Below are 14,662 nucleotides of genomic sequence, written 5' to 3' on the forward strand. Positions count from 1 at the left end.
GCCGCTCGTGTACGATATTCACAACCACGTCCTACCGCAAGTTGACGACGGCGCCAAAGGCATGCGTATGTCGTTGCGCATGCTTGAACACGCGATTCGTCAAGGAATAACGCACGTATTGTCCACACCGCACGTCAATGACCGCGTTGGTGCGCAAGCGGGCGACCTGTTTGCGCTGCGCCTGCACGAGCTTCAAAGTGAAGTGCAAAGGCTCGGCCTGCCCGTAGAAATTGGTCTGGGTTCCGAAGTGATGTTTGGCGCCAACATGCAGGACTTGTTTCAGCACACCTATTCCACGTTGAATGGAACGGGGAAGTACTACCTCGTTGAGTTTCCTCGGCAAACGCCATTTGAGATTATCCTGAACGTCATCAAGGCTTCGCGTAAATGGGGCAAAATTCCCGTTGTCGCGCACCACGAGCGCTATCCGCTTGCCTTCCGCAGCGTTGATCAGCTAATCAAGTTGCGTAGCGAAGGAGCGATTCTAAGTTTGGACGCCGGATCGCTGACCGGACAGTTCGGCAAGCCGATGATGAAACACGCGCGCGATTTGCTGGCGACGGGACACATCGAGATGCTCATGAGCGATGCGCATGACGACGAGTCCCAGAATTTTTGTCTGGCCGCCGGCCGCGACGAAGCGGCGACCATAGTTGGCGCTGCGGCGGCGCGGCAAATGGTTACGGATGCGCCTCGCCGCGTCTGGGATGGCATGGATTGGCCCAAGTTTGAAATGAAAACATGAAGATCGCAGGTTACGAGATCATTCCCTTGCACGCCGGGGACTTCAAATTGGATGGCGGCGCGATGTTCGGCGTGGTGCCCAAACCTCTGTGGGAAAAGCACTGCCCGGCCGACGAACACAACCGCATTGAAATGACGGCCCGCGTGCTGTTGCTGAAGGCTTACAATCGGTTCATTCTCGTGGACGCCGGCATTGGCGACAAGGATGACGCGAAATTCCAGAGCATTTTCGCGATGTCTTTTCCGCGCGGGTCAATCGTTGACGAGCTGGCGCGCCACGACGTCACGCCGGAGCAAATTACGCACGTCATATACACACACCTGCATTTCGATCATGCCGGGGGCACAACAGTTATTCGCGACGGGGTTGCTGTGCCGCAATTCCCCAATGCGCGTCACTATGTGCAAAGCGTCCAATATCACCACGGCAAAACGCGCAATCCGCGCGATCGCGCGAGTTACATGGACGACAATTACGAACCGGTGCGGGCGGCGGGACTGCTTGAATTTCTGGACAACGACTTGGAACTTCTGCCAGGGCTGCATTTGCACCTGACTTCGGGGCACACGCCCGCGCTGCAGATGCCCCGCATTACCGACGGCAGGCGCTCACTCTTCTTTCCTTCCGATCTGATACCGCTGGCTGCGCATGTGCCGCTTCCCTATATCATGGGTTATGACTTGTTCCCGTTGACGACGCTGAATGACAAAGAGCATTGGCTGAACCTTGCGGCGCGCGACAATTGGATCATCGTGCTCGAACACGATCCGCATGTTGAGGCGATCACGGTCAAGCAAGATGACAAAGGTCGTGTAGTCATTGACCGTGCCGGGAAGCTCGAACAATTCACATCAGGAGAGTTTGTATGATGTTCAAGAAGATGCTTGCCGAGTTTGTTGGCACGTTTGCATTGATTTTCATTGGCGTTGGGGCGATTGTATCGGATCATCTGACCAACGGCGCAGTCGGGTTGACGGGTATCGCTCTTGCGCACGGTCTGACGATTGCCATCATGGCCGCCGCCACCGGAGCGATCAGTGGCGGCCATTTGAATCCCGCCGTGAGCTTCGGTGCGCTGCTTACAGGGAACATGAATGCCAAGGAATTTGCGGGCTATGTGGCCGCGCAGTGCCTGGGCGCGATTGCGGCGTCGTCACTCTTAATGAGTGCGCTGCCCAAGCTGGCGCTGGACGCCGTGAACTACGGCATCCCCGCCGTCGGTGAAAGCGCGACCCCTGGCATGGCCGTCATCGCCGAAATTGTGCTGACGTTCATTTTAGTCTACGTGATCTTCGGTACCGCCGTGGATAAGCGTGCGCCGAAAATGGGGGGACTCTTCATCGGCTTGGCTGTCACCGTTGATATTTTCATGGGCGGCCCGATCAGCGGAGCCGCGATGAATCCCGCGCGGTGGCTTGGCCCGGCTTTGCTGAGCGGCGACTTTCAGAATGCATGGGTCTATTGGGTCGGCCCGTTGGCGGGCGGAGCGTTGGGCGCGGTCGTGTATTCGTCGTTCCAACAGGAGAAATAGCAACAGCCGATGGCGTTGTCGTCCATCGGCTTGACAAATTGACGCGATGTTAATCCGCGTTTGCGTTAGGCGAAGTGTCGTTACGAATCCATAGGAATCAGCGAGAGCGAAATTGAGTCGGCGGAATCAGGAAATATTGGAGCGGTTGAGCACTGAGGTGCTTGTCGCGGACGGCGCGATGGGCACGACGCTCTATGCGTCGGGCTTCTCGCATCGCACGTGTTTTGACGAACTCAATGAAACGCATCCGCAGATTATTGAAGATTTGCATCGCGATTACATCGCCGCCGGTGCCCAGATCATCGAGACAAATACCTTTGGCGCGAATCCCTATCGCCTTGGTGACCACGGTTTCGCGGAGAAGACCCGCCTGCTGAACCGACTTGGTGCAGAGCACGCGCGCCGTGCCGCGGGAGACATCATCTACGTCGCGGGGTCTATCGGCCCGCTCGACCGTGTGCTCGAACCCATCGGCCCAGTAACTCTCGCGCAAGCGCGGTCTGCGTTCAAGGAGCAGGTCGCCGGCCTGCTTGACGGTGGCGTGGATCTGTTCATCGTTGAGACGATTTCCAATCTGGTCGAAATGCGGGAGGCAATCGCCGCGATTCGCGAGCTCTGCGATTTGCCGATCGTGGCGACCATGACATTTACCGAAGACGGCAAGACGTTGATTGGCGACAAGCCTTCTCAAGTCGCGCGCGCACTGGTGGAATTCGGCGCGGATGTCGTTGGCGCCAATTGCTCGGTGGGACCGCAAGCTATGCTGGACGTGATGGAACGCATGAGCGGCGTCAACGTCCCGCTGTGCGCGCAGCCCAACGCGGGTAACGCGCGCGTCGTCGGTGGTCGCTTCATCTACCTTGCGTCGCCGCAATACTTCGCTGATTATGCGGCGAAATTCGTGGATGCGGGCGTGGCGCTCGTGGGCGGCTGCTGCGGCACTACCCCCGAGCACACGCGGGCCATCGCGGATGCCGTGAAGGGTCGCAAGCCCGGCAAGCTACACGTTGCGGTGACGAGCGATATCGGTGATGACGAAGAGCGCTTGGACGGCCCGCATCGCGGTCTGCCGTTCTCTGAATTCCGAGCCAATCTCGGTCGCCGTTTTCAGGTTTCGGTCGAGATTGACCCGCCGCGCAGTTATGATCCCGGCCCGTTCATTCGCCACGCGCAGAAACTGAAAGCCGCGGGCGTTGACTTGATCAACGTGGCGGATTCGCCGCTGGCGCGCGCGCGCATGAGTGCCGTGGCTATGGCGCATTTGATTCGCCGTGATGCCGGTGTAGACGTGTTGTTGCACGTCTCGTGCCGTGACCGAAACGCCATCGGCCTGCAATCCGAATTGCTGGGCGCACACACGCTGGGCGTGCTGAATATTCTCGCCGTCACGGGCGATCCGACGAGTATCGGGGACTATCCGTTCGCCAAGGGCGTGTTCGAACTCGATTCCATTGGTCTGTCGCGCATGGTCACGTCTTTGAACAAAGGCAAAGATCTCACGGGGCGCGACCTTGATGAATCCACGCACTTTCTGCTGGGCGTGGCGGTAAATCCCACTTCACCGAATCTTGATCTTGAGTACGATCGCTTCCAACAGAAGATTGACGCCGGTGCGCAGTTCGCGTTTACGCAGCCGCTGTTCGATCCGCGTACGTTGGAACAATTCATGAACCGCATTGCGAATGTTACGCGCATACCGATTTTCGTCGGCATCATGCCGCTCCGATCTTCAAAACACGCTGAGTTCATTCATAACGAAATCCCGGATATGTTTGTCCCCCAGGATATCCGCGAGCGCATGCGCTCAGCAGGTACCGAGGGGGCCAAAGTTGGTGTTGAGATCGCGCAGAAATTTCTGCTCGATACTCAGCCGATGGTGCAGGGCTGTTATCTCATGCCGCCGTTCAACAAGTTTGACATGGCGATTGACGTGATGAAAGTCCTTGAGCGCGAACCGGCTTCGGAGTAGTTCTGTATTTAACCCGTCTACGAATAGGCGGCGATTCCGGTCAGATCTTCAGCGACGATTAACGAGTGGATGTCATACGTTCCCTCGTACGTGTTGACCGATTCGAGGTTGGCCATGTGGCGAAACGTCTGGTACTCGTTGGAGATGCCATTCGCGCCAAGAATGTCGCGGCCGACGCGGGCGATCTCCAGCGCGGTACCAACATTATTGCGCTTAGCCATTGAAACATGCTGCGGACGCAGTTTGCCCGAGGCCTTCAATTGGCCGAGGCGATAGACGAGAAACTGCGCTTTGGTTATCTCCGTCGCCATCCACGTGAGCTTGTTCTGCACGAGTTGGAAGCTGGCAATCGGCTTGTCAAACTGGATCCGCGACTTACTGTATTGCAGCGCTTCGTCGAACACGGCCAAAGCGGCGCCGACGGCCCCCCACGCGATACCGTAGCGCGCCTGCGTCAGACACGACAGCGGTCCCTTCAGTCCAGTAACACCGGGCAGAATGTTTTCTTTCGGGATTTGGACATCCTGCAGGATTAGGTCCGACGTTACGCTGGCCCGCAGCGAGAACTTATTCTTGATTTCCGGCGCGGAAAAACCTTCGCGATCCGTTTCCACGATGAATCCGCGCACGATGCCGTCGAGCTTTGCCCAGACCACCGCGATATCGGAAATCGTTCCGTTCGTAATCCACGCCTTGCTGCCGTTCAGCAGATAGTGCGATCCTTTGTCTTCCGCGCGGGTCAGCATCCCGCCCGGATTCGAACCGAAGTCCGGCTCCGTCAGTCCGAAGCAACCGATCTTGTCGCCGGCTGCCAGTTTAGGCAGCCAGTAGTCCTTCTGGGCTTCACTGCCAAACGCAAATATCGGGTACATCACCAAACTCGTCTGCACAGAGACGAATGAGCGGATACCCGAGTCGCCGCGTTCGAGCTCCTGATTGATCAGGCCATACGCTATCGGGCCGAGGTTCGCGCAGCCGTACTTTTCAGGGTACGGCGCACCCAACAAACCGAGGTCGGCGGCGGGTTTGACGAACTCGCGCGGGAAGCGCCCTTCCATATTGCAATGCTCGATGATCGGCATCAAATTGTCCGTTACGAACTCACGTACCGTGTCCCGAGTCAGTCGTTCTTCGTCGGTCAGCAACTCGTCTAAATTGTAGTAGTCAAGCGCCTGAAAGGCCATGCGTGTCTCCTTGTTTACAGATGCCTCCGAAGATACCCAAACTGTGACAAAGAAGCAAACGAAGGCATGGTCCGTACCTCCTCAATGGGTGGGTGTAAACGGAGGAATATCAACAACTTCCAGCGGCGCGCTGGCGTGGGGCCGCGGATCGGTCCCAGAAATCGCCAAGAATCGGCTTGATTGGGCCGAAAAAGCTGACTTTATTATTGGATTCGCAGTATCGCTTGAACAGGTTCACGGGACAAGGGTTGTAGAGGTCACGGCCGCCAACGGTGGTGCGGGATTTTTGGACCCGGCGACCCGGATTTCGGCGACGGACGGGCTGTTCACACGGGACCCCCACGTCGTGCTTCTGACCTCCCATGCGGACTGCGCACCGATCTTTCTGTACCATCCTCAGGCGCGCTCGATCGGCCTGATCCACGCTGGTTGGCGCGGCACGCTAGCGGGAATTGCCGCCTCCGCCGTGGCAACGCAGTGTCGGGCTCACGATCTGAGGCCCTGCGATCTACTCGTCGCCATCGGCCCGACCATCGGCACGGTGAACTACCCCGTCGGGGAAGATGTCGCGGCGCAATTCGTCGCGAAGTTTGGACCGAATGTCGTCACACGTTACGCCGGCTGCCCGCATCTTGATGTGTACGCGGCCCTGATCGTGGATCTATTGCGGGCGGGTGTGACGGATGCCCGGAACTGCCCGCGGCCGCCGGATACTTTTGCTAATCCAATCTGGAGTTCCTACCGTCGCGACGGTGAGCGCGCGGGGGGAATGCTGGCTTATTTTAATTTGACTTCATCGATGTCTGAATAGCGGACGTCTGAACCAACTAACATCCTTCAGGTCTCAGCACCACAGGAATCACTATGAAGAAAAACACTCCTACTAAGAAATCGTCCGACAAGCCCACCAAAGCCGCCGCGAAGAAGCCGATGATGGCTAGCACGCCGACCGCAGTGGCGCCGCATCGCGCGACGCACCACGGTACGGATGGTCATCAGTCGCAATCCGCCTTTGATAACGCCATGAAGCAGTTTGATCAGGCGGCGGGAATTCTCAAATTGACTGCAAGCCAAACCGCGATGATCAAGCAGCCGCGCAAGTGCGTCGAGGTCACGCTGCCTATCCGTATGGATGACGGCACGATCCAGACCTTCACCGGTTATCGCGTTCAGCATAACATCGCGCGCGGCCCGGCCAAGGGTGGTGTGCGTTACCATCCCAACGTCTCGCTCGACGAAGTCAAGGCCCTGTCCTTCTGGATGACGTTCAAGTGCGCCGTCGCCAATATCCCGATGGGCGGCGGCAAGGGCGGCATTATCGTTGATCCGCAGAAGCTGTCCATGGGCGAACTTGAGCGTCTGTCGCGCCGCTACTTCTCGGAACTCGAAGATATGTTCGGTCCCGACCGTGACGTTCCGGCGCCGGATGTGAACACGAATCCGCAGATCATGGCGTGGTTCATGGACACCTATTCGATGCACAAACGCGAGAACCTTCCCGCGGTCGTCACGGGCAAGCCGTTGGAAATCGGCGGCAGCAAGGGCCGCGTGCTGGCTACGTCGCTCGGCCTGCTCTTCGCCACGCGCCGCGCGGTCGCCGCTAATGGCGAGAAGATGGCCGGCCTGACGGTCGCCATTCAGGGCTTCGGTAACGTCGGCGGCAACGCCGCGGTGCTGCTGCATCAGGACGGCTGCAAGATCCTCGGCATTTCCGACCAATACGGCGCTTTCTACAATCTCGCCGGCATCAATGTCGTCGAAGCGTTCAAGTATTCCGAAAAGCACGGCGGCCTGAAGGGTTTCGAGTCCACGAAACTCGCGAAGAAATTCGAGAATCCGATGGACTTGCTCGAAATGGACGTGGACATTCTGGCGCCGTGTGCCCTTGAACTTCAGCTCACGAAGGCCAATGCCAACAAGGTGAAGGCGCGCTACGTATCCGAAGGCGCGAACGGTCCGTGCGACTCGGACGCTGATGCGATCTTCAACAAGAAGGGCATCTTTGTCATTCCCGACATTCTTTGCAATGCCGGCGGCGTGATCGTCAGCTACTTTGAGTGGGTGCAGAACCGCATGGGTTACTACTGGGCGGTCGAGCGCATCAACCGCGAGCTCGAAGACGTGATGAACACGGCGTTCGACGCGGTCTACGAAACGCACATTCAGTACAATTGCCCGATGCGCGTCGCGGCGTTCGCCGTGGCCATCAAGCGTGTGTCGGTGGCGTCTGAAATGCGCGGCCTCTACGCGTAATTGTGAATGAGAACGCCCGCATCGCCTCGCTGCTTCCGCCGCGGTTTGACGCCGTGTTGGTGGCCGGAGGCGACCGACCGCGGCGCGTTCTCATAGACATCGCCGTCGCCCGTGCCGCTCGCGTCGTCGCTTTGGACGGCGGTTTGCGGCACCTGCGCGCCCTCGGAGTGGCTCCGCAGGTCGTAATCGGCGATTTGGACAGTGCTTCACCCGCGGACATAACGTGGGCTCGCCGCCGGCGGGCCCACGTTCTCTTGCGGGCCGAGCAGGATTCATCCGACATGGACAAAGCGTTGCGGCTCTGTAGGGAACGGGGCTGGCGCAATGTTGCCATCGCGTCCGCGGACGGACTGCGCGCCGATCACTTCTTACATGGGCTAAGCCGTGCTGCCGCGCTGCGCGGTCTGCGCATCACTTTCCTACTTAAACAAGGCCTCGCCTTTCCGCTCTCTGGCCGGATGCGACTCGTTCTGCCCATCGGAGCGGGCCGCACCTTTTCGTGGTTCGGGCTGCCGGAAGCGCAAGGCGCGTCGCTCACCGGAGCTCAGTGGCCCTTGCGCAATCAGTCGCTTGTACTCGGCGACCTACAGAGTCTTTCAAATCGCGCAACGGTGGACTCTGTTGCCGTAGCGCAGCAATCCGGCCGATCTGTGATCATCATTCCAATAGGCAAAGCATGAAAATCTCGCGCACACTCTGTGTATGGCTACTCCTCACACTTGGGTCAATGGACGCCCTGGCCGATGCCCCATATGAAATGGTCGGGAATGCCCTGTCCCGCTTCGGTATGACGCCGGACGCATTCAAATCGGATCGCGTTTGGATGGAAGACGACACATTCTTGTTGGATCCGATTCGCAACGCACTATCATCCCCGCTGGCCGCTCGCGAATTGGCACAGGTCGCGGCGGGTTTCGCGCCGCTCAAGCTGTCAGAATTGAATCGGTACCCGGACCTCGTCGGTCTGCTCAATCTCTCCATTCCTCAGGCGGTTTACGCCGACATTGATTCTCAGCTCGCGCATGCTCCGGCAGACAATCCTTTGGAACCACTGCAAAGCGCGCTGTCGCTCGCCGAAGGCTATCGCAAGCAGGCGTTCGACTCTTTGACTCCGGATCAGCGACAAGCCTTGTTGCTCGCGCTGCCGCTGTGGTTTGAAGACGAAGATACGCCATCGGACGACAGCTTGAAAGGTTCACTCTACCGTGCGTTCGGCATTGAAGCCGATACGACTCAAGTTGTGACATCGGACAGTGTCCTGACACTGTTAGCGCGGGTCAATCGCCATGCGCTGTCGGCGGCGGGTTACGCGTTTCTGCGCGGCGTCGCTGAACTGAGCACGAAGACCTTGACATTCCCACCCAAGCCACCATCACCCAAAACCAAAGGCAAAGCCGAGTCTGCTCCGCCCGTAACAGGCGTTGAAGGCGAGATCCTGTACTATCAAGACACGCCGCTCGGTCGCTGGGTCGTTGGCGGGCCGGGATCAAATCGCTACACGGAAGAGTTCGCGGTCATTATAGACCTCGGCGGTGACGATCGCTACACGGCCCGCTGCGCATCAGCCGTAGGCGGCATTCGCCGTTCTACATCTGTCGTTTTGGACTATGGCGGCAATGACATCTATGAACCGGCCGGATGGCTTTCACAGTCGTCGGCGATACTCGGACTGGCGGCGCTGGCAGATCTGAATGGTGATGACACCTACCGAGCCGGTTCATTTTCGCAGTCCGCCGCGTTCTGCGGAGTATCTCTGCTGTTTGACGGCGGCGGTGACGATCTCTACACGGCAGGCTGGTTCTCGCAGGGCGCTGCCGTCTGCGGTATCGCGCTGTTCACGGACGTAAGTGGCCGCGATCTCTACGACGGCGCCGGATATGGTCAGGCCTTCGCATCAACTTATGCCTATGCCGCGTTGACGGACGGCGAAGGCAACGACGTGTATCGTTCAGGCGGCCTCGTACGCCATGAGCCGCTGCGGCCCGAAGACTATCGCTCGCTTTCGCAGGGCTTCGCCACCGGTGCGCGTCCGCGCAGCGGCGGCGGGATTGCCATCTTGCATGACATCAGCGGCAACGACTTTTACGACGCCGAAATTTACGGCCAGGGAGTGGGCTATTGGTATTCGCTCGGCGCTCTGCTCGACGACGGCGGGAACGACTCGTACAGTTTGACCCAATACGGTCAAGGAGCGGGTATTCATCTCGCGTGCGGTGTGCTCGAGGATCGCAGCGGTGACGACCGCTATGACGCCCGCTTTGGACCGAGTCAAGGCGCAGCGCACGACTTAGCCGTCGGCGCGCTGATTGACTATAGCGGCGACGACCAGTACACGGCTTCCGGCGGACAAGGAATGGCCATCACAAACAGTGGCGCGCTGTTCGTGGACATGCAAGGGAATGATCTCTACGCCGTGCAGGAAAACTCTTCATCGCACGGTGGAACTCGTGCCGCCCGCAATTTCGGGAATCTCGCTCTTTTTGTGGACGGCGAAGGCAAGGACAGCTATTCGGGCGGTGAAGGTGCGGATTCAAGCGTCTGGTTTCGCGATGCGTACGGTTACGCGGTGGATGTGGCCTTCGACAGCACGCGGCCGCGGGAGACCGAACCTGAAGTCGCTTTCGTGCCCGACGACACCACACGCTCAATCGAAGATCTATTTGCCGAGTCCGCGCTCTGGGAGGTTACGGACAATCGCGCCAAAGTTCGCCGCGCGCGGCTTGCACTGAAAGCGATTGGCACACGCGCAGTGGAATGGGCGGGCCAGAACAAACTGACGACCAACGATGCGCTCGAACGGCGGGCGATTGTCGAGCTGTTCAAGGACAATGTCAACGCCGCGCTGCCCTATCTGCGCACGGCGTTCGAGGGATCGCATCCTGAAGGGCGACGCACAGCGGCGTCGGTCATCGGCGAGATCAAGGCGACCGCCGCCGCCGCTTGGCTTGAACCCAAACTGCGCGATGCGTCCTACACCGTGCTGCGGCCCACGATTCTGCGCACGCTGGGCGACATCAATTCCTCATCGTCGCTGAAGATATTACAGGAGTTTAGCGAGAGCACCTCTGAGCGCGAACGACTCGCCGCCGTGGTCTCGATCGGCAAGCTGAAACTCGCTGACGGTTACGCGGACCTCTTTCACGCGCTGGAGGATTCACTTTACACCGTGCGATCGGCCGCGCTCTACGCGCTTGCCGAACAATCCACCGCTGTTATTCCGGCGATGGATCGCGCATTGGCCGACAACCGAGCTCCGGCCTATATCGAGCAGGTGCTGTTGTCGGTGCCTTTGCTCGTGGACAAGTGGAAGAGCGACGCGGCGACCGCCGTGCAGGTCAAGAGCGCGTTGCCGCTTATCAAAAAATATCTTGAATTTCCCGACGCCCGCGTGCAGGGCGCGGCGCTGATCGCCGCGGCGTCAGCGTACGACGACAAAAACTTCAACAAACTCCACGCGCGGTTTGCCGCCGCCACCGATCCGATCCTTTCGGCGCGTTGGAAGCAGGCGCAATCACGCCGCAACTAATCTCGATTATGGACAACAACTACTTCGTTTCACTTCTGCGCGACCTCTCCGACGCGTTCGGCCCGTCGAATCATGAAGATCAAGTGCGTGACCTGATTCGCAAGACGATCACACCCTGGGTTTCCGACATCCGCGTGGACGCGCTGGGCAACATGATTGCGCACAGGCCCGGCACCAACGGCATGCGGCTGATGCTCGATGCTCACACGGACGAAATCGGCATCATGGTTCGCCACATTGATTCGCGCGGATTCGTGCGCTTCGCGACGATTGGCGGCTGGGATGACCGCATGTTCCCCGGCCACCGTGTGACCTTCAGATCGCGCTCCGGTGGTTTCTACCACGGTGTGATTGGCATGACGCCGCCGCACGTCCTGCCCCCGGCCCAGCGCGAGAAGGCAATTGCCGCCGAAGATTATTTTGTGGACCTCGGCGTGGACTCGTTTGACGAGGCCTCCGCGCTCGGTGCTGCGATTGGTGATCCCGGGACGCTGGCCTACCCGTTCCAGCAACTGAAGCAAGACGTGTATGTCGGCAAGGCCTTCGATGATCGCGTCGGCTGCCTGACTGTGATCGGCCTGATCAAAGCGTTGCATGAAGGTGAAATTAAGACGGAGATGGACGTCTACTTCAATTTTGCCACCAGCGAAGAAGTCGGTCTGCGCGGCGCGGGCCCTGCCGCATTTGGTATTGATCCGCACGTCGCCATCGCATTTGAAGGAACGATTGGATCGGACTTTCCCGGTGTACCGGAAGAAAAACGGCCCTGTGCGCAACGCAAAGGGCCGGTGATAACGATTGCCGACAAGAGTATTCTGGTGCCGCGCCGCATGGTTGACTTCATGACAGAATGCGCGCGCGAGTTGAGTGTGCCCTATCAATACAAGATGCCGATTTACGGCGGAACGAACGCGGGCGCCATTCACATGACTCGTGCCGGCATCCTTACGGGTTGCATCGCCACGCCGTGTCGCTACATTCACTCGCCGAACACGACACTGTACTGGCCGGACTTCGAAAACACATTACGGCTTGCCAAGCGCTGCGTCGAACGCGTTCACGAACTCGTCTAACGTACGAGCACGACACGAACCGGAGCGCTGTCTCCGGCCCGTGTCCAATAGGCCCCGCTGCCAAGTTCCGGGAGCGTGAGAATCAACCGGTTTCGGCCCGCGGCCAACGTGGCCGGGCGGCTTGCCGCGAGTCGGCCAAGAACATCGAAGAACTGGATGACTATGGCGCGGCTGTCCCGGCTGGCGATCGTCAGCCCGAGCTGGCCGTTAAACGGATTTGGATAGGCGCTCTCGATCTCGATTTCAGACGGTAGGAGAACGGGAGCAGGGGGGTGGACTTCCATAAACGTCAGCGTGAAATTCGTATCGCTCTCGACGAGAAAAGACAATTCGCCGTCGGCGGAGACCGCCTGTACCGGAACGCCATTCATGACCGCCACCAAATCCTCCGACAGGCCCGCCAATCTGACGACGGGTTCACCTGCCGCCGGATCGGCGTTATGCCAATGACATCTTAGCGTGTCGACATCGGTCCAGGGAAATGCGAAATTCACGGTCAGCTCAGCCACATTGCGCAGTAGTGCAATGTCGAGTCGTTTGGCCGCAGCGTCCTTGCGTACGTCAGCGCGCGCAAAGGTGTAGGCCGCGTCCCCCAGAACGACATCACAGTAATAATAGCGCCCGTCCTCATCGGCGGCCAAGGCCAGCGTATCGGGAAAGCGATTGACAGAGTGTTGCGCGAACCACGCGCACACGTCCTCTGTGACCATGGTCCCGAAACCATGCGCGACCCACGACGCCGGGAAAAAACGTGACTCCGCGCCGCCCGTGCGCAGTACCGACAAGTTGAATGCGGGATAACCGTATGCGTCCCATTCCGCCTGCGTGTCGCCCCAATTGCTCCAGACCGGCACCGTTAGAGCGTTGAAGTGCATGGACTCGGTCGTATCGGCAAAAAAAACGGCGCTGTATCGGTGGTACTCGTAGGCGATGGAGTCGCTCTCGAACGGGAAACCGCCGAACGCAACGCGCATGGAACGGTTGGTATCCCCGCTGGCCAAGTACTGCTCCTGGCGCAATTGCGTATCGAGAATCATGGAACCGCCGGCCGTGGCCGCAATCAAGTAGTCGTCGTAGGCGCAGTTGTTGTTGTGCCACACCTGCCCTGCTGCCGCGCCCATCGAACCGCCGCACATGTAGATTGAATCGCGTGAGAAGGGGTAGCGCGCTTCGATCCACTCAAGCATCGTACGGCAGTGCACTTGCGGCAGCCGTGTATTCCAATGCCGGTCATTTGGCCCCATGTGGCTAACGATGATCCATCCGCGTTCGTCGCAGATCTCATCGTAAAGCTGCGCAAATATCTCCACTTCTGTCCCGCCGAGCGCGTGCCACCCTACAAGGATGGCGGGAGGCCGCGCAGCGTCGTAGCCTGATGGTATTTGGACATGAAATCGCGCCAAATCGCCGGACGTCGTCACGACTGTGGTGTCAAACACCAGCGGCTGGGCCACCGCCGTCGCCGCCAGGAAAAACACGATCATGAAGATTCGGAACATAACATGCACTATGAGTTGAACGGCAAAGTCGCGTTGGTTACGGGAGCGGGGCGCGGCATCGGTCGCGCAATTGCCCTGAAGCTCGCGCAGGCCGGAGCCGATGTGGTCGTGAACTACCTCGAACGCGAAGACTCGGCTCACGAAGTTGTCGAGTGGATCCGCGGACTGGGCCGCCGCGCTGTCGCTATTCGCGCAGATGTTGCGGCCGAAGAGGGTGTGGACGCGCTCTTCACGGAAATGGGCGCTCACTTCACGCGGCTGGATATTGTGGTCAATAACGCCGGTCCCTTCAAGGTCAAGCGGGCCCTGGAAACCACGACTGAGGAGTGGGACTTGATGCTGCGTGGCAACCTGCTCAGCGCCTTTTGGGTTACACAGCGCGCGATTCCCTGGATGGACCGCTCCGAGAACGGAGGTTCCGTTGTCTTCATTGGTGCCCCCAACGCAGAGCGCGTTGGTTCGCAGCACGTGTCCTGTGCCTACTCGATCGCGAAAACGGGAGTCGTCATTCTGGCGCAGACCCTCGCCCGCGACCTTGGTCCCAAACACATCCGCGTTAACGTGGTCAATCCGGGCTTCATCGAAAACGACTCAATGACCCCGCGCATGCGGCAATGGATGCCCTCGGAAGTGCCCTTGGGTGAAATCGGTTCGCCGGGCATGATTGCGGATGCCGTCCTCTACTTGACCAGTGCCCAGGCAGCGTACGTCAACGGCGCCATCCTGAACGTCCACGGTGGGTTATGGATATAGGCCTCACAGGAATATAACGCCTCCGATTCCATTTGCCAACCGAATTCATAGATTAGTTAAAGTCAGAACTGAACATTGGATTGTAGGGTTTGCCCTATCTTAAATTTATATTTTATATTTATTTATGTA

General features: G+C 58.9%; 12 protein-coding genes. 10 read left to right on the forward strand and 2 right to left on the reverse strand.

Annotated features, from left to right (window positions below):
- Positions 1-7 precede the first annotated feature (7 nt).
- The 4 genes from IPH10_07330 (at position 8) to IPH10_07345 (ending at position 4,245) form a co-directional block, all read left to right on the forward strand.
- Positions 8-745 (forward strand): hypothetical protein, encoded by a 738-nt coding sequence (locus tag IPH10_07330; GenBank protein ID MBK6910732.1) that lies wholly within the window; start codon positions 8-10, stop codon positions 743-745.
- Positions 742-1,614, forward strand: coding sequence for an MBL fold metallo-hydrolase (locus tag IPH10_07335; protein ID MBK6910733.1), 873 nt, complete (start codon positions 742-744; stop codon positions 1,612-1,614). Before IPH10_07330 ends, IPH10_07335 begins: the two co-directional genes overlap by 4 nt.
- Positions 1,611-2,276 (forward strand): MIP family channel protein, encoded by a 666-nt coding sequence (locus IPH10_07340; protein ID MBK6910734.1) that lies wholly within the window; start codon positions 1,611-1,613, stop codon positions 2,274-2,276. Before IPH10_07335 ends, IPH10_07340 begins: the two co-directional genes overlap by 4 nt.
- A gap of 145 nt (positions 2,277-2,421) precedes the next feature.
- Entirely contained in the window at positions 2,422-4,245 is a 1,824-nt protein-coding gene (locus tag IPH10_07345) for a bifunctional homocysteine S-methyltransferase/methylenetetrahydrofolate reductase (GenBank protein MBK6910735.1), read from the forward strand.
- Positions 4,246-4,262: 17 nt separating this feature from the next.
- On the opposite strand, the gene IPH10_07350 is transcribed toward IPH10_07345, so the two are convergent.
- Positions 4,263-5,429, reverse strand: coding sequence for an acyl-CoA dehydrogenase family protein (locus tag IPH10_07350; GenBank protein ID MBK6910736.1), 1,167 nt, complete (start codon positions 5,427-5,429; stop codon positions 4,263-4,265).
- Positions 5,430-5,472: 43 nt separating this feature from the next.
- Here IPH10_07350 and IPH10_07355 point away from each other — a divergent pair, with 43 nt between their 5' ends.
- The 5 genes from IPH10_07355 to IPH10_07375 all read left to right on the forward strand — a co-directional run bounded on the left by IPH10_07355 (position 5,473) and on the right by IPH10_07375 (position 12,281).
- A complete protein-coding gene (locus IPH10_07355) occupies positions 5,473-6,240 on the forward strand; it encodes a polyphenol oxidase family protein (protein MBK6910737.1) in 768 nt (255 codons plus the stop codon).
- 122 nt (positions 6,241-6,362) lie between these two features.
- Entirely contained in the window at positions 6,363-7,682 is a 1,320-nt protein-coding gene (locus tag IPH10_07360) for a Glu/Leu/Phe/Val dehydrogenase (protein MBK6910738.1), read from the forward strand.
- A 2-nt stretch (positions 7,683-7,684) separates the two neighbouring features.
- Positions 7,685-8,362, forward strand: coding sequence for a thiamine diphosphokinase (locus IPH10_07365; protein ID MBK6910739.1), 678 nt, complete (start codon positions 7,685-7,687; stop codon positions 8,360-8,362).
- A gap of 47 nt (positions 8,363-8,409) precedes the next feature.
- A complete protein-coding gene (locus tag IPH10_07370; protein MBK6910740.1) occupies positions 8,410-11,208 on the forward strand; it encodes a HEAT repeat domain-containing protein in 2,799 nt (932 codons plus the stop codon).
- Entirely contained in the window at positions 11,178-12,281 is a 1,104-nt protein-coding gene (locus IPH10_07375) for a M42 family metallopeptidase (GenBank protein ID MBK6910741.1), read from the forward strand. Before IPH10_07370 ends, IPH10_07375 begins: the two co-directional genes overlap by 31 nt.
- Here IPH10_07375 and IPH10_07380 read toward each other — a convergent pair.
- The gene (locus IPH10_07380; protein ID MBK6910742.1) at positions 12,278-13,780 is read right to left on the reverse strand and encodes a hypothetical protein; all 1,503 of its coding nucleotides are present in this window, start codon (positions 13,778-13,780) and stop codon (positions 12,278-12,280) included. The two genes, IPH10_07375 and IPH10_07380, sit on opposite strands and share 4 nt — an antisense overlap.
- Before the next feature lie 3 nt (positions 13,781-13,783).
- Here IPH10_07380 and IPH10_07385 point away from each other — a divergent pair, with 3 nt between their 5' ends.
- The gene (locus IPH10_07385) at positions 13,784-14,533 is read left to right on the forward strand and encodes an SDR family oxidoreductase (GenBank protein ID MBK6910743.1); all 750 of its coding nucleotides are present in this window, start codon (positions 13,784-13,786) and stop codon (positions 14,531-14,533) included.
- Positions 14,534-14,662 lie beyond the last annotated feature (129 nt).

This window comes from bacterium (assembly GCA_016702305.1).
Taxonomy (GTDB): Bacteria; Electryoneota; RPQS01; order RPQS01; family RPQS01; genus JABWCQ01.

Coding starts and splice junctions, on each gene's coding strand:
- IPH10_07335 (MBK6910733.1), top strand. CDS start 742: ATGAAGATCGCAGGTTACGAGATCATTCCCTTGCACGCCGGGGACTTC.
- IPH10_07340 (MBK6910734.1), top strand. CDS start 1,611: ATGATGTTCAAGAAGATGCTTGCCGAGTTTGTTGGCACGTTTGCATTG.
- IPH10_07350 (MBK6910736.1), bottom strand. CDS start 5,429: ATGGCCTTTCAGGCGCTTGACTACTACAATTTAGACGAGTTGCTGACC.
- IPH10_07360 (MBK6910738.1), top strand. CDS start 6,363: ATGGCTAGCACGCCGACCGCAGTGGCGCCGCATCGCGCGACGCACCAC.
- IPH10_07370 (MBK6910740.1), top strand. CDS start 8,410: ATGGACGCCCTGGCCGATGCCCCATATGAAATGGTCGGGAATGCCCTG.
- IPH10_07380 (MBK6910742.1), bottom strand. CDS start 13,780: ATGTTCCGAATCTTCATGATCGTGTTTTTCCTGGCGGCGACGGCGGTG.
- IPH10_07385 (MBK6910743.1), top strand. CDS start 13,784: ATGCACTATGAGTTGAACGGCAAAGTCGCGTTGGTTACGGGAGCGGGG.